At 61.3% G+C, this 18,802-nt stretch carries 19 protein-coding genes and 1 riboswitch; of the genes, 11 read left to right on the top strand and 8 right to left on the bottom strand.

Annotated elements, in window-relative coordinates:
* Positions 1-3: 3 nt before the first annotated feature.
* Positions 4-254: riboswitch (cyclic di-AMP (ydaO/yuaA leader) on the bottom strand.
* 123 nt (positions 255-377) lie between these two features.
* Positions 378-1,073 (bottom strand): iron-dependent transcriptional repressor DtxR, encoded by a 696-nt coding sequence (locus BLV41_RS11485; protein ID WP_044576929.1) that lies wholly within the window; start codon positions 1,071-1,073, stop codon positions 378-380.
* Positions 1,074-1,302: 229 nt separating this feature from the next.
* Here BLV41_RS11485 and serC point away from each other — a divergent pair, with 229 nt between their 5' ends.
* The gene (gene serC / locus BLV41_RS11490; RefSeq protein WP_074711741.1) at positions 1,303-2,430 is read left to right on the top strand and encodes a phosphoserine transaminase; all 1,128 of its coding nucleotides are present in this window, start codon (positions 1,303-1,305) and stop codon (positions 2,428-2,430) included.
* A 74-nt stretch (positions 2,431-2,504) separates the two neighbouring features.
* Here the strand turns inward: serC and BLV41_RS11495 are convergent, their stop codons facing one another.
* Positions 2,505-3,077 carry a DUF3027 domain-containing protein gene (locus tag BLV41_RS11495; protein WP_074713276.1) on the bottom strand — a complete coding sequence of 191 codons (573 nt, stop codon included), beginning with the start codon at positions 3,075-3,077 and terminating at the stop codon, positions 2,505-2,507.
* Between the two features lie 11 nt (positions 3,078-3,088).
* The gene (locus BLV41_RS11500; RefSeq protein WP_044577215.1) at positions 3,089-3,469 is read right to left on the bottom strand and encodes a cold-shock protein; all 381 of its coding nucleotides are present in this window, start codon (positions 3,467-3,469) and stop codon (positions 3,089-3,091) included.
* A gap of 196 nt (positions 3,470-3,665) precedes the next feature.
* On the opposite strand from BLV41_RS11500, the gene BLV41_RS11505 reads away from it, so the two are divergent.
* From BLV41_RS11505 to BLV41_RS11520, 4 genes are all read left to right on the top strand, one after another.
* Positions 3,666-3,905: a hypothetical protein gene (locus tag BLV41_RS11505; RefSeq protein WP_044576924.1), complete on the top strand. Its 240-nt coding sequence runs from the start codon at positions 3,666-3,668 to the stop codon at positions 3,903-3,905.
* Positions 3,906-3,916: 11 nt separating this feature from the next.
* Complete coding sequence (locus tag BLV41_RS11510) at positions 3,917-5,698, top strand: helicase-associated domain-containing protein (protein WP_074711742.1); 1,782 nt, start codon at positions 3,917-3,919, stop codon at positions 5,696-5,698.
* A complete protein-coding gene (locus BLV41_RS11515) occupies positions 5,691-7,328 on the top strand; it encodes a DNA repair helicase XPB (protein ID WP_074711743.1) in 1,638 nt (545 codons plus the stop codon). The genes BLV41_RS11510 and BLV41_RS11515 overlap by 8 nt, the downstream gene beginning before the upstream one ends.
* A 155-nt stretch (positions 7,329-7,483) precedes the next feature.
* Positions 7,484-8,275, top strand: a complete 792-nt coding sequence (locus BLV41_RS11520; protein ID WP_074713277.1) for a class I SAM-dependent methyltransferase — start codon at positions 7,484-7,486, stop codon at positions 8,273-8,275.
* Here the strand turns inward: BLV41_RS11520 and BLV41_RS11525 are convergent.
* Positions 8,272-9,213 (bottom strand): sugar phosphate isomerase/epimerase family protein, encoded by a 942-nt coding sequence (locus tag BLV41_RS11525; protein WP_074711744.1) that lies wholly within the window; start codon positions 9,211-9,213, stop codon positions 8,272-8,274. The two genes, BLV41_RS11520 and BLV41_RS11525, sit on opposite strands and share 4 nt — an antisense overlap.
* A gap of 227 nt (positions 9,214-9,440) precedes the next feature.
* On the opposite strand from BLV41_RS11525, the gene BLV41_RS11530 reads away from it, so the two are divergent.
* The 3 genes from BLV41_RS11530 (at position 9,441) to BLV41_RS11540 (ending at position 12,118) form a co-directional block, all read left to right on the top strand.
* The gene (locus BLV41_RS11530) at positions 9,441-10,151 is read left to right on the top strand and encodes a response regulator transcription factor (RefSeq protein WP_044577210.1); all 711 of its coding nucleotides are present in this window, start codon (positions 9,441-9,443) and stop codon (positions 10,149-10,151) included.
* Between the two features lie 15 nt (positions 10,152-10,166).
* Positions 10,167-11,687 (top strand): sensor histidine kinase, encoded by a 1,521-nt coding sequence (locus BLV41_RS11535; RefSeq protein WP_074711746.1) that lies wholly within the window; start codon positions 10,167-10,169, stop codon positions 11,685-11,687.
* A 137-nt stretch (positions 11,688-11,824) separates the two neighbouring features.
* Entirely contained in the window at positions 11,825-12,118 is a 294-nt protein-coding gene (locus BLV41_RS11540; protein ID WP_044576901.1) for a WXG100 family type VII secretion target, read from the top strand.
* Positions 12,119-12,155: 37 nt separating this feature from the next.
* Here BLV41_RS11540 and BLV41_RS11545 read toward each other — a convergent pair whose 3' ends face one another.
* Entirely contained in the window at positions 12,156-13,160 is a 1,005-nt protein-coding gene (locus tag BLV41_RS11545) for a ribonuclease HI family protein (RefSeq protein WP_074711747.1), read from the bottom strand.
* A gap of 132 nt (positions 13,161-13,292) precedes the next feature.
* The gene (gene groL, locus BLV41_RS11550; protein ID WP_044576897.1) at positions 13,293-14,921 is read right to left on the bottom strand and encodes a chaperonin GroEL; all 1,629 of its coding nucleotides are present in this window, start codon (positions 14,919-14,921) and stop codon (positions 13,293-13,295) included.
* A gap of 457 nt (positions 14,922-15,378) precedes the next feature.
* Between groL and BLV41_RS22520 the strand changes: the two genes are divergently transcribed.
* Entirely contained in the window at positions 15,379-15,912 is a 534-nt protein-coding gene (locus tag BLV41_RS22520; RefSeq protein WP_074711748.1) for a TM2 domain-containing protein, read from the top strand.
* Positions 15,913-15,992: 80 nt separating this feature from the next.
* Here the strand turns inward: BLV41_RS22520 and BLV41_RS11560 are convergent, their stop codons facing one another.
* Positions 15,993-16,589 carry a LytR C-terminal domain-containing protein gene (locus BLV41_RS11560; RefSeq protein WP_074711749.1) on the bottom strand — a complete coding sequence of 199 codons (597 nt, stop codon included), beginning with the start codon at positions 16,587-16,589 and terminating at the stop codon, positions 15,993-15,995.
* Between the two features lie 42 nt (positions 16,590-16,631).
* Positions 16,632-16,934, bottom strand: a complete 303-nt coding sequence (locus tag BLV41_RS11565; RefSeq protein WP_425284276.1) for a DUF3263 domain-containing protein — start codon at positions 16,932-16,934, stop codon at positions 16,632-16,634.
* A gap of 170 nt (positions 16,935-17,104) precedes the next feature.
* Here BLV41_RS11565 and BLV41_RS11570 point away from each other — a divergent pair, with 170 nt between their 5' ends.
* Together BLV41_RS11570 and BLV41_RS11575 are read left to right on the top strand one after the other, a co-directional pair.
* On the top strand, positions 17,105-17,863 hold the full coding sequence (locus BLV41_RS11570; RefSeq protein ID WP_083360740.1) for a uracil-DNA glycosylase: 759 nt from the start codon (positions 17,105-17,107) through the stop codon (positions 17,861-17,863).
* Between the two features lie 74 nt (positions 17,864-17,937).
* Positions 17,938-18,801, top strand: coding sequence for a siderophore-interacting protein (locus BLV41_RS11575; RefSeq protein WP_074711750.1), 864 nt, complete (start codon positions 17,938-17,940; stop codon positions 18,799-18,801).
* Position 18,802 lies beyond the last annotated feature (1 nt).

The following is an 18,802-nucleotide window of genomic DNA, read 5'->3' on the forward strand; positions in this document are numbered from 1 at the left end:
AATTACCTCTCTGTGGTTCACCTGCGGAGTTAGCTGTCGGATTCGGATCAGAGAGTGTAGCTTTTGATCCGGCCCAGGCTCTTGGCACACGTCTATCCATGGCGCTTTCCGATGGAAAGCGTCACGACGTCGTGATGCTTAAGAGATTGGGCTTCACCCCAAGACTGGCCATATGGCTAGCCAAAAGTGGTTCCCCCGCCCTTGCCTGTTATTTATTGACCATTGTGCGAAGGCAAGGTTCGGTGTCGCAAAATGGTAACGCTTTGATTACGGCGCTATTTGTTTACTATACGGCACATGCGGTAAACGTGATAATTCCGTTACCAGTATTGTCGATAACTGAATGTCATCACGAGCTAGCCGAGTGAGCGCCGTGATTAGCTCATGGAGACGAAAACATGCGAGGCAACTTCGGGCGGCAATTCCAGCGCCCCTTCGATGCCCGGCACACGCACGGAGATGTACTCTCCCACTTGTTCTAGGGAAATTCGGGCACCCGGGCGCAAGCCGCCCTCATCGAGCTGCAGCAGCAATTCAGGCTCAACCTGAATACGTTCGGACAAGCGGTGGATGATGACTTCCTGGCCCGGCGCATAGCTCGTCATGGCCTCAACCAGTGTGACCAATCCCGCAGCAAATAGCGGCGAAATTTCCCCACCAAGCTCTTCGAGCCCGGGAATCGGATTGCCGTAGGGAGACTCTGCGGGCTTGCCGAGGAGATCGAAAAGACGTTGTTCAACGCGCTCACTCATGACATGTTCCCAGCGGCAGGCTTCCTCGTGCACATAGGCCCAATCGAGGCCGATGACGTCGGAGAGGAGGCGCTCGGCCAGCCTGTGCTTTCGCATGACCCGAGTGGCCTTGTCGCGGCCAGTAGGAGTCAATTCCAGGTGCCGGTCGCCTGAGACGATGACCAGGCCGTCACGTTCCATCCGGCCGATGGTTTGAGAAACAGTGGGCCCGGAATGGTGCAGGCGCTCCGCGATACGGGCGCGTAGGGCAACGATGTTTTCTTCTTCCAACTCCAGGATGGTCCGCAAATACATCTCGGTCGTGTCTATCAAGTCAGCCACGTCAGCATCCTCCTGTTTTTGGGCAAGTTTTGGGTACAAAGACCTTTACGTCTACGTTATCCTGATTGCCGCGATCCGGGTAAACCCCGCCACCTAGTTGAACCTGCCGCCCGGGCAGAATATTTCTTACGGTACGGACGCTTTTCCCCTAGGCCGGGATGTACGGCAGAATTGGCAACAGCCCTCGGCAACCAATGAAACTTCCATCGCATAATTTTTGGAGTAACTCGTGAGCGAATCCACGCCCCTCACCATTCCCGCCAACCTGCTTCCGGCCGATGGCCGCTTTGGCGCCGGCCCGTCCAAGGTTCGCGCCGAGCAGGTAGCCGCACTGTCCGAGGCAGGCGCATCCCTCTTGGGCACCTCCCACCGCCAGGCGCCCGTCAAGAACCTTGTGGGTGACATTCGCACGGGCCTGAAGGAGTTCTTCAAGGCTCCCGAAGGCTACGAAGTGATCTTGGGCGTGGGCGGATCCACCGCGTTCTGGGACGTTGCAACGTTCGGCCTGGTTGAGAAGAAGGCCCAGCACCTCTCCTTTGGTGAGTTCGGCTCCAAGTTTGCTGCTGCCACCAACAACGCACCGTTCCTGGACGCCTCGTCCATCATCAAGGCCGATCCCGGCACCCGCCCGGTCGCCGTGGCCGAAGCCGGCGTGGATGCTTACGCCTGGCCGCAGAACGAGACCTCAACTGGCGTGGCTGCTCCGGTAAAGCGGGTAGCCGGGGCCGACGACGGCGCCCTGGTTTTGATCGATGCGACGTCTGCCGCTGGTGGTTTGGCTGTAGACGTAAGCGAGAGCGACGTTTACTACTTCGCGCCACAGAAGAACTTTGCGTCCGACGGCGGGCTGTGGCTTGGACTGTTCTCCCCCGCTGCGCTGGAACGCGCCAAGCGCATCGGTGCCTCCAACCGCTGGGTGCCGGACTTCCTGAACCTGAACACGGCCATTGACAACTCCCTGCTCAACCAGACCTACAACACTCCGGCTCTGTCCACGCTGGTCACCTTGAACAACCAGGTCCAGTGGCTCAACCACAATGGCGGTATCGACTTTGCCTCGGCCCGCACCGCTGATTCCGCAGGGCGCGTGTACTCCTGGGCCGAGGAATCCGCCGTCGCCAGCCCTTACGTGGTTAGGGCAGAGGATCGCTCAAACGTCATTTGCACCATCGACTTCGATGATTCCGTTGATGCCGCTGCCGTTGCCAAGGTGCTGCGCGCCAACGGCATCGTTGACACCGAGCCCTACCGCAAGCTGGGCCGCAACCAGCTGCGCATCGCAACGTTCGTTGCCATCGAACCCGATGACATCACAGCACTGACCAAGTGCATCGACTACGTGATTGAGAACATCTAGCACCCCATGAGTAAGGGCCGCTTCCCGGTTGGGAAGCGGCCCTTACTCATAAGGCGGTCAGGCCTGATAGATGTCTAATTCGACTCCGCGGATTCCTCGCCCTGTGGCAGCTCGGCTGCCCCGGCGGTCAAGTCGGTGTCAGCAGCGTCGTCATCCTCGCCGTCGGGCTCTTCCTGAGCCGACTCCTGCGCGTTCGAGTCCCCATGGACGCCATGGTTTGCCGCTTCATCGGCTGCCTGCTGATCCTCGGGTCGGACCCGTTCAGACCACGGAACCCAAGCCGGGGCCAGCACGGAATCCTCGGTCGGCAACATGCCTACCTCGTTCACGGTTGCCTCCTTGCCACGGGAGATCCGCGAGAGCGTGGCGAACCACACCCAGCCGCGGTACCCGGGCTTGTTGGACTCAAACAAATGCGTTGCGCAGCGGACGCCCTCACTACGGACCCCCACATGCTTGCCGATCTCTTCTCCGGCAGCAATGGTCAACACGGCAGTGCGGGCAGCCGTCACCTCGGCGGCCAGGAATGCATCGGGCTTGCCCACACGCCAAACGGGAATGCCGGGGCGCTGATCAACCGCAGCACCAGCAACTGGTGCATCGGTTGACGCGGTGGGTGAGGTTGATTCACCGGAAAGTTCGGTCATGTTGGGCACCGTTACGCGTCGAAGTTGTCGGCAACCTTGCGCAGCGCTGCGGCAATCTTGCTCGCGTCACCGTCAGGATACTTGCCGTTGTTAAGGGACCCTATGGAGTGTTCCAGAAGGGAAACGAGATCCTGCACAATCGGGGCCAGGTCCCTGGCCGGCATCCGCTTGGCCTTGGCCACGGATGCGCTGCGGTCAAGAATCTTCGCAGCCATGGCCTGGGCACCCTTGCGGCCATCGGCCACGCCGAATTCCATGCGCATGCCGGGCTTGATGTCGGTTGCGTCGGCGGGCAGGGCATTGGCGCGCAGGAATACTTCGCGTCCGTCATCTGCTGCGATGATGCCGAAGCCTTTTTCGTTGTCGTACCACTTCACTTTGCCGATTGGCACTTGCATTACCCCTTTAAAAGTCGTTGGCGTGATTCACGATCCTGCTGTGTGGCTGCTCTTCGCCGTACTCGCGGCCGGGAATCTTGCGGCCGGTACGTGCAATGGCGGATCGTATAGCTCTACTAGTGTCTAGGTTACCGTGTTGGCCAGGGTACCGCGGCTTTGTGCTGAAACTGTCCGCTGTTAGCGTTATGGCATGAGTCCCCTTTATTCCGCCCCGCAAACCGTCGGCCGCGGTTGGCAGATCTTCAATTACACAGCCATGATCATGGCCCTGGTGGCCCTCGTGGCCCTGATTGTGGTTCTGATCAGCAAGTGGGCTGGCGGCACACCGTGGCCCGGATTCAACTGGATCTCCATGATTGCCCTGCCGCTGGCTTTCCTGATGATGGGCGCCAGCGTTCTGCATTCGGTGACAGCCCGACGCCGACTCTGACGTCCGCGTCGATGAGCACCCTCGCCGAGTTCGCCGAGGATTTGGCCCGGCGCTCCGACGCCCAGCTTGCGCGCCTGTTGGTTCGGCGCCCGGATGCCATGTCGCCGCCGGTGGCCAACCTCGCCGATCTCGCAACGCGCCTGACCTCGGCACACAGCATCTCCCTGGCGCTTGAAAGCCTGAACCTTCCAGCACTTCAGACCCTGGCTCGCTGGCCCTTCCCGCCGGGGCACGAGTGTCTTCCCACGCTCCACGAGCTCGCGCTGGTGATTGCCGCCCCATCGTCGGCGGACGACGCCGATCCCCGCCGCTGCATGCCTGTCACGGCCGTGACGCTCGCCTTGGGCGAAGCCTTCGCACTGGAATCTGGCGCCTTCGAATCTCAGCCACCAGCGCCGCAGCTCATGTCCGTCAGCCGCGTTCTGCGTGACAATGCCGCTGGCAGTGCCATCGAATCACTGCTGCGGCATGTAAACGTCCTCATGGAGCACGTTTACATCTCCCCGATTGATTCGCTTCGAGGCGGGCGGATTGGAGTGCGGACGGTCCGGAAACTGTCAAAAGACCTCGGGGTTGAAGAATCGGGGCTGAGTTTTTACCTGGAGCTCGCGGCCGAGGCCCGGCTCATTCACTTCCACCCGGCAGAGCAGCAATGGTGGGCTGCGGACCATAGTTGGCCCCACAGAGACAGGGCTGAACAATGGCTGCGGCTCGTAGGAGCGTGGCTGCACTGCACCCATTGTCCGGGCGGTAATCCGTTGGATGGCATGCGTGCCATCGCCCCGGTGCATATCCGCAGTGTGGCACTCTCCGCCGTCCTTGCACTGGCCGGCAAGGACCATGTGGCGCCAGCGCCCGAGTCCGTCGTGGATCTGCTGAGGTGGCGGCATCCACTCCACATCGATTTCTTGGCCCAACACGTTCCGGAGATCTTGCACGAGATGGAGATTCTGGGCATTACGGGAGCCGGGTCCCCGAGCGCCCCGGGCCGGGCACTGGTGGCCGAACTTGACGGTGCCGCTTCTGCCACCCGCCCCGGCGTCACTGTTGGCACCCTCGCAACTAGTGCCCCGGCAACGACAACCGCTCTGGCTGCCTTATTGCCGGCACCCATCAAGCACTTTGTGGTTCAAGGGGATCTCACAGCTGTTGCCCCGGGATTCCTCTCCCCTGAGGTGTCCAGCAGCTTGCGACGCATGGCGGAGCCGGAGGGTCACGGCGCGGCTGGCATTTTCCGCTTCAGCCAAAACTCGCTTGAGGCCGCCATGACCAGCGGAATGCGGGCTCATTCAATCCGCGAGTTCCTCAACACGCATTCCAGCACAACTGTGCCACAATCCCTTGACTACCTGATCACCGCAGCGGCCATACGCATCGAGGCAACCGGGCCGTTGCTTCCCCAAGCACCCCGCCCGGAGGCGAGGAAGCGGCACAAGCCGGGACCCGGCGTCGTACATTCCCGGCCCGCCGGCCCCACCGAAGCCGAGATCGCGGCCCAGATCACCCGTTTGCGCAGCCAGCCAACGTGGGGTGCGCGCGATACTGGGGAATCGGGGCCCGCGCTGGTCATGGAAGAATTGCGGCAGGCAGTCCGGACCGGCTCCGCCATATGGTTGCGGGCCGTGACGGGGCAGGGCGAGGTTGAGCGGGTGCTGGTGCGGCCTGTGTCGCTGGCGGCAGGAATGCTCCGTGCCCGGACCGTGCTCGGGGATCGAGAGCGGCGGTTCAGTATCCACCGAATCATGGCAACAGAAACAACGGAACAGGATCAGGAAGGGGCACCACATGGCTGACGGTCCCTTGATCGTGCAGGGCGACAAGACCATATTGCTGGAAGTGGCGCATCCGGACTCAACCGAGGCCCGCCATGCCATCGCCACCTTTGCCGAGCTGGAACGGGCTCCGGAGCACATGCACAGCTACCGGATCACGCCGCTGGGATTGTGGAATGCCCGGGCCGCCGGGCTCGACGCCGAGCACGTGGTTGACACCCTGCTGACGTTTTCCCGCTACGCCGTGCCGCACGCGCTGCTGCTGGACATTGTTGAAATCATGGCCCGTTACGGCCGCCTGCGGCTGGAAAAGGACCCGCACCATGGCCTGGTGTTGCGCAGCGACGACGAGTTGATTCTGACCGAGGTGCTGCACGTAAAGAAGATCGGGGCACTGCTGGGATCCCGGATCGATGCGCTGACGGCCGTTGTGCACGGCTCGGCCCGCGGTGAGCTCAAACAGCTGTTGCTCAAGGCCAGCTGGCCCGCAGAGGATCTGGCCGGTTACGTTGACGGCACGGCACACCCTATTGCCCTCAACGACGATGAAAGCACGTGGACGCTGCGCGATTACCAACGCACAGCCGTGGAGAACTTCTGGGCGGGCGGGTCAGGCGTGGTGGTTTTGCCCTGTGGGGCAGGAAAAACCATTGTGGGCGCAGCAGCCATGGCCGTCTCTGGCACCACCACCCTGATCCTGGTCACCAACACCCTTTCGGCACGGCAGTGGAAAGCCGAGCTGCTCAAACGGACCACCCTGACGGAGTCCGAGATTGGGGAATATTCGGGGGCCGTCAAGGAGATCCGCCCGGTCACGATCGCCACGTACCAGGTACTCACCACGCGCCGCAACGGCGCATACCCGCACCTTGAGCTGCTCGATGCCAACGATTGGGGGCTGCTGATCTATGACGAGGTCCATCTGCTGCCCGCACCGATTTTCAGGATGACGGCGGATCTGCAGGCTCGGCGCCGCCTGGGCCTGACGGCCACGTTGGTGCGCGAAGACGGCCGCGAGGGCGAGGTGTTCGCACTCATCGGGCCCAAACGGTATGACGCGCCGTGGAAGGACATCGAGGCACAGGGCTACATTGCCCCGGCCGACTGCGTTGAGGTTCGGGTATCCCTTTCCCGTGCGGAGCGGCTTGCCTATGCCACCGCGGACGACGCCGGGCGGTACCGTTTGTGCGCCACCTCCCCCGCGAAATCGGTGGTTGCCCAGGCACTCGTGGAGGCCCATCCCGACGAGCAGATTTTGGTCATTGGACAATACATCGACCAGCTCGATGATTTGGCTGCGAGGCTCAATGCCCCACTGATCAAGGGCACCACCCCTGTCAAGGAGCGGGAGCGGCTCTTTGAGGAATTCCGGCGTGGCAACATTTCGGTGTTGGTGGTGTCAAAGGTAGCCAACTTCTCCATCGACCTGCCCGAGGCCTCTGTTGCCATTCAGGTGTCGGGAGCCTTTGGTTCACGTCAGGAGGAGGCTCAGCGGCTGGGGCGGCTCATGCGCCCCAAGGCCGACGGCCGCACAGCGCGTTTCTATACGCTTGTTGCCCGGGACACGGTGGATTCCGATTTTGCGGCCAAACGCCAGCGCTTTCTGGCCGAACAGGGTTACGCCTACAGAATCACGGACGCCACCGGCTAGACGCCGCATCACTTTCCGTCCGTTTTCGGCCAACGCCGCATCACTAAAGTTCCGCGTGCCCCGCCGGCCGGTCCGGAGTAGGATCAAAAAATGAGGCTTCACGGGCGTGCGCGAACGCCTTTTACCAAATGCGGGTCCATGCACACGGAGGCGTCATGAGCACCGAAGAGTCAGTTGCAGCACACTACAGTCGCGGCAATGTTGAGGATGCTTTGTTAGGCATGATCAAGGCGGCCGGCGGAAACCCAGACAGCTTTGCGCCCGCCGATCTGCGCGGTGCAGACCAGCTCCACATCGGAGGGGCAGCGGCCACCACCCGCGTGGCCACCCGGGCCGGCATCAACGCCGGGAGCCACGTGGTGGATCTGGGTTCCGGAACGGGCGGCGTGGCCCGGCATTTGGCACATGATTTTGGCGCCACCGTCCATGGAGTGGACCTGACACCGCAATTTGTTACTGCCGCCCGCTCCCTCACAGAACGCACTGGCCTGTCCAACTTGGCCACATTCAGCCAGGGCAGCATCCTGTCATTGCCGTTCGGGGACAACTCCTTCGATGTGGCGCTCATGGTGCACGTGGGGATGAACATTCAAGACAAGGACAGGGTGTTTGCCGAGGCTGCTCGGGTGGTGCGACCCGGCGGCATCATGGCCGTGTACGACGTCATGCTCATGGGTGGCGAAGTTGAGCAGTACCCGCTCCCGTGGGCGGCAACACCAGCCACCTCGTTCGTTCAACCGCCGCTGGCCTACAGCGACGCACTGGCGCAAGCCGGGTTTGAAGTGGACCAGGAAGTGAAGCCGCTGGCAGAAGGCATTGAATTCCTGGAGAAGGCAATCTCCTCAGGTGGACCCGTAGGTGTTGATTCGTCGGCCTTGAAAAACCTCATAGCCGCCTTCCGGTCGGGCTTGTTGGCACCTGTGGAGATCTACTCTCATCTTCCTTAGGCGAGCACGTTTTTCAGCGCCGCCAGGGCAGCGGACACGGGCGGCAGTTCCGGATGCCATGTACGTTCCCATTCAAGGGAAACCCACGGATCTGCAATACCCTGTGCGGTGGCGATGCGCGTCGCCAGCGCCTGCATCTCTACCAACGGCAGGGCACCTTCACCCGGCAAGGTGAGCGTCACCGCATTCCCTTCGGCATTGCGCACACCGTCCTTGAATTGCGGGTAGGCCAAGGATTCTGCCAAAAGTTCAGCCGTGCGCCCCGGTGCCTCATCATGACGCCAAGGATGCATGAAATCCCAAATAACCTTCACGGGCGCATCCGCGTCAACGTGCGCCAAAATACGGGCGATGTCTTGGCCCCGAGGGTGCGAATCATGTGTCTCCAACAAGAGCGTCACGCCACGTGTCCGTGCATGCCCGGCGGCAGCATTGAGCCGAGCTGCACCCCGCAGATCGGCCGCTGCCATCTCCACAGACAGCTCCTCGCCGGACAAGTCTGCTTCCAATCCGGCACCTGGAAATACGCGCACGGCGGCGCCTGTCTGCCCCAGAGCGCCGTTCCCGGCTGACAGATCCGCGGCAAGATCGACGGCGGCCAACAGCTCGGCGAGCACCGGATCCTGCGCCGTGGCGAAGGCGGCCACGCTGCCGCGGCTGGCGGCAGCTCCGCCGTCGTCCGTAGGCGAGGTGGCCACGGGCGGCTCAGGCAGGGGCGCACACACTTTCACATAGCTGGCCAGGGCAAGGACTGAAAGTCCGGCGGAAGTGAGCTGGCGAGAAACCTCAGCGCGCTCGGCGGCCGTCATGCTCGAGTGAACAAACTCGCCCTCCGCCGCGCGCAGTTCAAGGCCAATGGCACCGCTGTCGTGTGCGGTGGCGATGACCTCGGCAAGTGAATCTCCGGGGCATCCAAGCGTTGAAAATGCCAAGGGCATGGTGAACCTTTCGGCCTCGAGTGGCGATGAATCTCAAGAGTATCTGGGAAACCGCTTTCCATCAAGGTTTCGCCAGCCGGCACTTCCTTGGCTGCGAAATTTTGGCACGTTCCGCACACTTACATACCCGGCGACACTGGTGGCTGGGAACTCTCTGGGCGTAAGCTGACAGTACTTACCCACGGAATATCCAGCATATTCCCAGCCAATGGTCGGAGACTGAAATGGTGAAAAAGACCGCACCTGAAGCCAAGTTGCTTGTTGTTGACGACGAGCCCAATATTCGTGAACTGCTCTCCACCTCCCTGCGCTTTGCAGGTTTTGAGGTCATTGCGGCAGCCAACGGCCGCGATGCCCTGGCCGCGGCCGAGGAGCACAACCCTGACCTTGCCGTCCTGGACGTCATGCTCCCGGACATGGACGGGTTCACGGTCACACGACGGCTGCGCGCGGCGGGGCGGCACTTCCCCGTCCTGTTCCTCACAGCACGCGACGACACCGAGGACAAGGTCACGGGCCTGACGGTGGGCGGCGACGACTACGTCACCAAGCCCTTCAGCCTTGACGAGGTTGTGGCCCGCATCCGTGCCGTCCTGCGCCGGACCCAGCCCATGGAAGATGATGACGCCGTGTTGCGCGTTGCCGATCTGGAGCTCGACGACGACGCCCACGAGGTGCGCCGCGCCGGCAAGACCGTGGAGCTCTCCCCCACCGAGTTCAAGCTGCTGCGCTACCTCATGCTCAATCCCAACCGGGTGTTGTCCAAAGCGCAAATCCTTGACCACGTGTGGGAGTACGATTTCAACGGCGACGCCTCAATCGTGGAGTCCTACATCTCTTACCTGCGCCGCAAGGTGGACATTGATTCCACCTTGCCAGCCCTCATCCAGACCAAGCGGGGCGTGGGCTACGTGCTGCGAACGGCTGACAAGCGCTAGCTCACAGGACCGACATTGATTACGTTGTGGAAAAACGCCTCGCTGCGCTCTCAGCTGGTGGCCATCATCAGCGCCCTGTTGAGCGTGTCACTGGTGGCGTTGGGTGCCACAACGTTTCTTTTGCTGCATTCCGTCTTGGAAGACCAGATGGATACGCAGCTGAAAACGTTCCAAAATTCCATCATTAGTCACGGAACGGTTGATTCCAAAAGTACGGGTCAGACACCGTTCACTTTTGACTACTATGTAGGTTTTCACTTCGACGATGGCTCGTTGGCCGATCAGAACCGTTCGGGCCATGACAAGCCCGCCTATCCCGCCTACTCTATGGCGGAGGCCAAAAGGCTAAATGGCACATCGTTCACTGTACCCAGCAGTGACGGCGGCGCCCCTTGGCGCATCACCGTTCTTGCTCCTCAAGGATTCGACTACAAGCCAGCAATCGGCTCCCTGAATGCCGAAACCTACACAGGGTTCGTGGTTGTGGGAATCCCCTATGAAGCCCTGAATCTGACAATGGAACGGCTCGCGGTGGTGATTGCCGGAGTGGCGATTCTGACCATCACGCTCGGAACCATGATTGCGTACTGGACGGTTACCCGATCATTCCGGCCGTTGAGCCGGGTGGAGAAAACGGCCGCCGCCATTGCCGCCGGCGATTTGTCCCGGCGCGTGGACATTGAGAACCCGGCCACGGAAGTGGGACGATTGTCAGGGTCCCTGAACTCCATGCTTGCCCACATTGAGCATGCTTTTGCGGCTCGGACGGCGTCCGAAAGGAAGATGCGCCGCTTTGTTGCCGACGCTTCGCATGAACTGCGCACGCCGCTCGTGACGATCCGCGGTTTCTCCGAGCTGTACCGGCATGGCGCACTGCAGACTCCTGAAGATGTTGGTACGGCCATGGGTCGGATCGAGAGCGAAGCCAAACGCATGGGAGAGCTCGTTGAGGATCTGCTCATGCTGGCCCGCATCGACGAGCAGCGGCCCCTTCAGCTCAAGCCGGTGGACTTGTTGATCATCGGTCACGACGCAGTTCTGGATGCCACGGCGTCGGCTCGGGACCGCACCTTTGCCGTTGTGGGGCTCGACGGCGGACCCGGAACCTCAGCGCCAAGCCTCGGCGACGATGCCAAGTTGCGCCAGGTGGTGACCAACTTGATGGGAAACGCGCTGCGTTACACCCCCGAAGGATCCCCGATCGAGATCATGGTGGGCACCCGCACCGAAGGTGCCGGCACGTACTCCGTCATCAAGGTTCGCGATCATGGTCCGGGCATCTCCGAGGAAGAGGCTCCACGGGTCTTTGAGCGTTTCTACCGGGCGGATTCCTCTCGTGACCGGAACACCGGCGGAAGCGGACTGGGGCTTGCCATCGTTTCGGCCATTGTGGCCTCCCACGGGGGTACCGTGCGCCTGGAAAACACCCCTGGCGGTGGCGCCACGATGGCCATTGAACTCCCGTACCACGCTCCGGCAGGAGATGACAGGGACGACGCTGAATCCGACGGATTCGACGATTCCCTCATCGACTAGTTCCTCCACATGCCGTGTGAGGCGGCATGTTGTTCACTTCCTGAAGTCCGCGGGTTTCCATGCCAGAATACGGATCCTAGGCTGATCCTTGTCAGCAAGAATTCAACCTTTTTCACTCCAAAGACAAGGATCTTCCCATGGCACAGTTCAATGTCAACAGCGATGACTTGGCCCTCAAGAGCACGGCCGTCAGGGGTTCGGTGGACCGGATCCGGATGGAGGTGGATGCCATGAAGCGAAATCTCTTGGACCTTCAGTCCACATGGACGGGCGCGGCCGCCACCAACTTTCAGGCCCTGCTCCAGGAATGGCACGCCACCGAACTCAAGGTGGAGGCGTCCTTGGAGAGCATCAACGGTGCCTTGTCCACGGCTGCGACGCAGTATGCGCAAGCTGAGGATGCGAACACCCGGATGTTCACCATCCGTTAGCCCCTGTGGGCGTCTCTGGCGCGCCGACGCGGTGGCGCTAGCTTTCCCGCGTTCCTTGGTGATGGCGCAGACGCCACTGTCCATTGTGAAGCTGCCAGAGTGAACTGCGCAGCGCGCTTCCGGCTGGCGATACGCTCCGGTACGTCAGGAGGGCACTGTCCGTGCCCAGCAGGTCCAGGGAGAGGACCTGCAGGTCAATGCTGGCCGGTTCCTCGTCGGCGAACATGTCCAGGATCTCCTGACGGGACCATCGCCGCCCCGAGACTCCGATTTCGGCAAAGTTGGGGTGCAACAACTCACCTGCTCGCAACGGATCGGCGCGAACCTCGGGATTTAGAAGTTCCCGTTCCAGCCCCACAACGATCTCGAGGGATTCCGGCCCGTGGGCCGCGAAGGCGGGATCGGCTTCGTCTTCCAACATGGAGAACAGATCTGGCTGCTCCAGCTCATCCAACAGCAACCGTTCTTGGACAGGTGCAGCTGCGGCCTGCCGTACGGGTGTGACGGGAGATTTGGTGTTGGTCGTGGCGGCCACCGTCTCTTCGGCGGCACCGGCACTGGTGTCGGGTGTACTGGCGCCAGGGAAACCAGGCCCGGCATTTGGGGAGCGCTTGGCCTGGTAGGCGGTGGCCGCATCGCGGGCTCGGTCGTCGGCCGCTTCATTGAGGTGGTGTCCGGCGTGGCCCTTGACCCATTCAAACGTGTACTTGCGTCCCACCAGTGCTGCGTCGATTTCCTTGAGCAGCTCTAGGTTCAGAACCGGCTTACCGTCGGACTTTTTCCAGCCTTTGCGCTTCCAACCCGGCATCCATTTGGTCACGGAATTGATGACGTACTGGCTATCGCACAAAATGTGAAGCGGCTCAGCCGGCATATGAGCCGTCGACTTGAACAGGTCAAGGACAGCCATGAGCTCGCCCATGTTGTTGGTGCCGTGTGGCCAACCGCCGGCCCGCCAGCAGGTTTCGTCAACGTACCAGGCCCAGCCAGCAGGACCGGGATTTCCTAAAGCCGAACCATCGGCAGCAGCAACAATTGTCATAACTCCATACTTTCAGACTCTACCGACATCCAATTGCAGGTGCGTCGCCTTTCGCAGCCTAAGCGGGAATAGAAAAAACACCCCTGCCCGCGGGGGCAGAGGTGTTTTTTCTAAACGATCAAACGTTGGGGGTTAGAAACCGCCCATGCCGCCCATGTCGTCTCCGCCGCCGCCAGCCGGGGCAGCCTTTTCGGGCTTGTCGGCTACAACAGCTTCGGTGGTCAGGAACAGGCCAGCAATGGAAGCCGCGTTCTGCAGTGCAGAGCGCGTTACCTTTACCGGGTCGTTGACGCCTGCGGCCAGCAGGTCTTCATAAACGCCGGTTGCAGCGTTCAGGCCGTGGCCCACGGGCAGGCCGCGAACCTTGTCCACAACAACGCCGGGCTCCATGCCAGCGTTGAAGGCAATCTGCTTCAAGGGAGCGTCGATAGCAACCTTGACGATATTGGCGCCAGTGGCCTCGTCGCCGGTCAGGTTCAAGCCTTCGAATGCCTTGACGCCAGCCTGGATGAGGGCAACGCCACCACCGGGGACGATGCCTTCTTCAACAGCAGCCTTGGCGTTGCGCACTGCATCTTCGATGCGGTGCTTGCGCTCCTTGAGCTCAACTTCGGTAGCGGCACCGGCCTTGATGACTGCAACACCGCCGGCCAGCTTGGCCAGACGTTCCTGCAGCTTCTCACGGTCGTAGTCGGAATCGGAGTTCTCGATCTCGGCACGGATCTGTGCAACACGGCCTGCGATTGCTTCAGCATCGCCGGCACCGTCCACAATGGTGGTCTCGTCCTTGGTCACAACAACCTTGCGAGCCTTGCCGAGCAGATCCAGCGTGGTGTTTTCCAGCTTCAGGCCAACTTCTTCAGCGATGACCTGGCCACCGGTGAGGATTGCGATGTCAGCCAGCTGGGCCTTGCGGCGGTCGCCGAAGCCCGGAGCCTTGACGGCGACAGACTTGAACAGGCCACGGATCTTGTTCACAATCAGAGTTGCAAGGGCTTCGCCTTCAACGTCTTCGGCGATGATCAGCAGCGGCTTGTTGGAAGCCATGACCTTCTCCAGAACAGCAACCAGGTCCTTGACGCTGGAGATCTTGGAGTTGACGATCAGGATGTACGGGTCTTCAAGAACCGTTTCCTGACGCTCGGTGTCGGTCACGAAGTAAGCGGAGATGTAACCCTTGTCGAAGCGCATGCCTTCGGTGAGTTCCAGTTCCAGGCCGAAGGTGTTGGACTCCTCGACGGTGATAACACCTTCCTTGCCAACCTTGTCCAGGGCTTCGGCGATGAGGGCGCCGATCTCGGGATCGCCGGCAGAGATGGAAGCCGTTGCGGCGATCTCTTCCTTGGTCTCGATTTCCTTGGCGGAAGCCAGCAGCTGCTCGATAACGGCTGCAACAGCCTTCTCGATGCCGCGCTTGAGTGACAGCGGGTCGGCGCCGGCAGCTACGTTGCGCAGGCCTTCCTTGACGAGAGCCTGGGCCAACACGGTTGCCGTGGTGGTACCGTCACCGGCGATGTCGTCAGTCTTCTTGGCGACTTCCTTGACCAGCTCGGCGCCGATCTTCTCATAAGGATCGTCAAGTTCAATTTCCTTGGCGATGGAGACACCATCGTTGGTGATTGTGGGGGCGCCCCACTTCTTTTCGAGAACAACGTTGCGACCGCGCGGGCCCAAGGTGACCTTGACGGCGTCGGCGAGGATGTTCAACCCACGCTCGAGGCCGCGGCGTGCCTCTTCATCAAATGCAATGAGCTTGGCCATGGAGGCTTCAGTCCTTTCGGGACAGTCATTTTGGATACTAAAGTCCTCATGTGGGTGCCCGCGACGGACGGATTCGAAGGCCGTTGATCTATGTACATCGACCCTGAACCCTCACCCAATAAGGAAAGTTCATTACCCTGACGGCGGGTGGACAGCCAATAATTAGCAGTCGCCACCTCAGAGTGCTAATTCAATAATTAGCACTCGACACCCCAGAGTGCAAGCGGGATTCAAGGTATGAGCTTGCGGCGAACACTAAGAATGGGTGACGAAAACCGCTGCCAGAGGGCTATGTTGGCCGCTCACGCGACATATTGGGCTTGCAAGCCGCGGCGCACTTTCGGCAAAGGTGGCAAACGGCTAGCGTGGTGAACGTACATATTTCGATTCACACAAAAGCTCTGGACCCTGCCTCCCGGCAGCGGCTAGTGACTCATCACCAGCACCAGGAGACACCATGACTGAAAATATCAACCCCGAGAAGACCCCTCCGGTTACTCCGGACGTCCCGGCCGGTTACGACCAGCCTGAGGCGGCCGCACCGAGTTACCAGGCACCGCCGAGCTACGACGCGCCCGCCTCTTTCGAGCCACCGGCCGCTCCCAGCTACCAGCAGCCCGCAGAACCGCTGGCCCCGGCATACCCCGAGGCCAGCGCACAGCCCGGCTACCAGCAGGGTTACCCGCAGCAGAATGTGCAGCAGGGCTATCCTCAGGCTTACCAGCAGCCTGCCTATGGCATGGCCGGTGTTGGAGAACAAAAGTCCAAGGTAGTTGCCGGCATCCTGGGAATCTTGCTCGGTTCATTGGGAATCCACAACTTCTACCTGGGCAAGACCAAAATCGCCTTGATCCAGCTGCTGGTCTCGGTCATCAGCCTGGGCTTCCTCGCACCGTTTATGGGTATCTGGGGCCTGGTCGAAGGCATCTTGATCCTGGTCGGCCACGAGAGCTACCGCACTGACGCCAAGGGCGTCCCGCTGAAGGACTAGTCCAGAGCAACCCAAAGTACGACGGCGGCGGGTCACCTTCCCAAGGAAGGTGACCCGCCGCCGTCGTACTTCAAGTTTGTTTACGCTCCGGGGCCCAGAACCACTGCCAGGGGAAGGCCCAGATCGGCGGTGTCAACCACCGTGGGAATGTTCAGCAGTGCGCTCAGTGCTTCTGCGTTGGCCTTCTGTTCGATCCCGTTGTAGAAGATGACCGATGTTGTCTGCGCCTGACCGGCCCAGTTGGCCGACTGGGAAACGCTCCAGCCATCGTTGATGACCAGTCCCGAGTACCGGCCCGCCAGACCCGGTGTGCCCACTGCGTTGAAAATGGCGACAGGAGTAGCCTTGTTGACTACCGAATCCGGGGTGGGAGTCGGTGTGGGCGTTTCGACCGGCGCCGTAGTGGGATCCTGGGTCGCGGTGGGCTCCGCGGACGGCGGCGCGCTGGGGGAAACCGAAGCACTCGCGATGGCAGTTTCCAAGGCCGGAGCGGCGGTGTTGTCCAACACCTTGGGCATGATGAAAAATGCCAGTGCACCGACGCAAAGTGCAGCCACGCCCACGATCATCAACGGCATCAACGAGCGCCGTTGCGGCTCGAGGGAAGAGCGGTGAACGCCATGTCGTGCCGAATTTTCTTCAACGGCGTCAAATTCATCCCGCGCGTATTTACTCATTGTGCAGTGCTGTCCTTGTGGGTGCGTTGGGTGTTGGGCGCGTCAATTGCCCAGCCGGCGAGCCGAACGGGCTTGTTGGCGGGACGTACGTAGTCTACGCAACCGCTTGACCAGCATGGGGTCATGAGCCAATGCTGCATCCGTGTCGATCAACGCATTGAGCACCTGATAATAGTGCGTTGCAGACAGATCAAACATGTCCCGGATGGCCTGTTCCTTGGCACCGGCGTACTTCCACCACTGCCGTTCCAGGTCAAGCATTTGCTCGTCACGCTCACTGAGCGCGCCGGAGGATGCTGTGGTGCCGTCCACGGGAGCCTGCCCGTGCTGGACTGCTTCGGCCACAGCGCGCCTCCCTTGAATTCAATGCTTATGCGGCCACGATCCGTAACCTTCACTGTCCATAATAAGGGCGAATCACAGCAATGTCATTTGAGGTTCGGTGGACGATGGGCTCGGCAGCCCTGCCTGTGGAGGAATGAAGCAAGCGGCGATCATGGCACACAATGGACACTATGGACAGCGCACCCAGCCTCTTTGACCTCCCCGCCCCGGCTCCATGGAGTGAACCCCAGCTACACGCCCTGACCGCCTTGGGCACGGCTCCGCTGACGTTGATGGCCGCCGATTGGGCGGAGGCGCTGGCGCCGCAGGAAAAGACGCTCAAACACTTGGGTGCCATGCTGAGAGATGAGTACGACGACGGAACTCGCTTCCTGCCCCACCCCACCCAGGTGTTGCGCGCCTTGAGCGCCCCCATGTCCGAGGTCAAGGTGTTGATGGTGGGCCAAGACCCGTACCCCACCCCCGGTCACTCCGTGGGTCTGGCATTTTCGGTGGACAAGAGAACCCGACCACTCCCCCGCAGCCTAAACAATATTTATAAGGAACTCGCCACGGATCTGGGCATTGCGCCGGCCCCACACGGCGATTTGGGAGCCTGGGCCACCCAAGGGGTTCTCCTGCTCAACCGGGTCCTCACGGTGGCGCCGGGTGCGGCAGGATCGCACCGCAACCGCGGCTGGGAACAGGTCACGGAGGCTGTCATTACGGCGTTGGTGGCCAGAAACAAACCCTTGGTCAGTGTTTTGTGGGGCAAAGATGCCCAACGCCTAGCCCCAATGTTGGAGGGGACGGCCGTGATCGAGTCCGCACATCCGAGCCCGTTGTCAGCATCGCGCGGCTTCTTTGGCTCCAAACCATTCAGCCGCGTCAATGAGCTGCTCGTTGAGCAAGGCGTCGCTCCGATCGACTGGGCCCTACCCATGAACTAGACTCCTTAGGACAACCTAACTTGGCGCGACGATTGCGGCCGAAGGCCGGCCTGCGCCCACACGAGGAGTTTTTTGTGACACCCGCTGACACCGTCCCTGCCGAAGCGCCGATCAGGGCTCCGCGTCCCCAACGGCCCCGAGTTCAGCTCACACTGCAGGTTCTGCGCAAGGAGCAGTTGAGCTCGCACATGGTCCGCATCATTGTTGGCGGTCCGGACATGGCCAAGTTCGAGGCCAAGGATGCTACGGACATGTATGTGAAGATTCATTTCCTGAACCCGGGCGTTGACTATGCCGAACCGGTAGATATCTTCGCGATTCGGGATACCATGCCGGCCGAGCACTGGAGCGTCACCCGCACCTACACGCTTCGCTGGGTTGATGTTGCCGCCCAGGAAATTGCCATCGACTTCGTGCTGCACGGTGACTCCGGACTGGCCGGCCCGTGGGCCGCCGCCGCACAGCCGGGCGACCGCATCATCGTCACCAACCCCGGCGGAGCCTACAAGCCCAACCCCGACGCCGACTGGCACCTCTTCGCCGGCGACGAGGCGGCTCTTCCTGCCATCGCGGCCAGCCTTGAAGCTCTCCCGTCCGACGCCCGCGGCCAGGCCTACATCGAGGTGGAGGATGCCGCGGATATCCAGCCGCTGGTGAAGCCCGACGGCGTCGAACTCAGCTGGGTTTTCCGCAACGGCGCAACCCCGGACAAGTCCACGGTCCTTCTGGACGCGGTCGCGAACGGCGTCTGGCTCGATGGCACTGTCCACGCCTTTGTCCACGGCGAACGCGAATACATGAAGGCCCTGCGCGATCTCCTCATCAAGCAGCGCGGACTTGACCGCTCACAGGTCTCACTCTCGGGCTACTGGGCCTACGGCCGCACGGAGGACAACTTCCAGGCCGAAAAGAAGGAACCGATCGGCAAAATCCTGTAAC

The organism is Arthrobacter alpinus (genome assembly GCF_900105965.1).
Taxonomy (GTDB): domain Bacteria; phylum Actinomycetota; class Actinomycetes; order Actinomycetales; family Micrococcaceae; genus Specibacter; species Specibacter alpinus.

Coding starts and splice junctions, on each gene's coding strand:
- BLV41_RS11495 (WP_074713276.1), bottom strand. CDS start 3,077: ATGACCGAACTTTCCGGTGAATCAACCTCACCCACCGCGTCAACCGAT.
- BLV41_RS11570 (WP_083360740.1), top strand. CDS start 17,105: ATGGACAGCGCACCCAGCCTCTTTGACCTCCCCGCCCCGGCTCCATGG.
- BLV41_RS11525 (WP_074711744.1), bottom strand. CDS start 9,213: ATGCCCTTGGCATTTTCAACGCTTGGATGCCCCGGAGATTCACTTGCC.
- BLV41_RS11545 (WP_074711747.1), bottom strand. CDS start 13,160: ATGACAATTGTTGCTGCTGCCGATGGTTCGGCTTTAGGAAATCCCGGT.
- BLV41_RS11515 (WP_074711743.1), top strand. CDS start 5,691: ATGGCTGACGGTCCCTTGATCGTGCAGGGCGACAAGACCATATTGCTG.
- BLV41_RS22520 (WP_074711748.1), top strand. CDS start 15,379: ATGACTGAAAATATCAACCCCGAGAAGACCCCTCCGGTTACTCCGGAC.
- BLV41_RS11520 (WP_074713277.1), top strand. CDS start 7,484: ATGAGCACCGAAGAGTCAGTTGCAGCACACTACAGTCGCGGCAATGTT.
- BLV41_RS11510 (WP_074711742.1), top strand. CDS start 3,917: ATGAGCACCCTCGCCGAGTTCGCCGAGGATTTGGCCCGGCGCTCCGAC.
- groL (WP_044576897.1), bottom strand. CDS start 14,921: ATGGCCAAGCTCATTGCATTTGATGAAGAGGCACGCCGCGGCCTCGAG.
- BLV41_RS11540 (WP_044576901.1), top strand. CDS start 11,825: ATGGCACAGTTCAATGTCAACAGCGATGACTTGGCCCTCAAGAGCACG.
- BLV41_RS11505 (WP_044576924.1), top strand. CDS start 3,666: ATGAGTCCCCTTTATTCCGCCCCGCAAACCGTCGGCCGCGGTTGGCAG.
- BLV41_RS11560 (WP_074711749.1), bottom strand. CDS start 16,589: ATGAGTAAATACGCGCGGGATGAATTTGACGCCGTTGAAGAAAATTCG.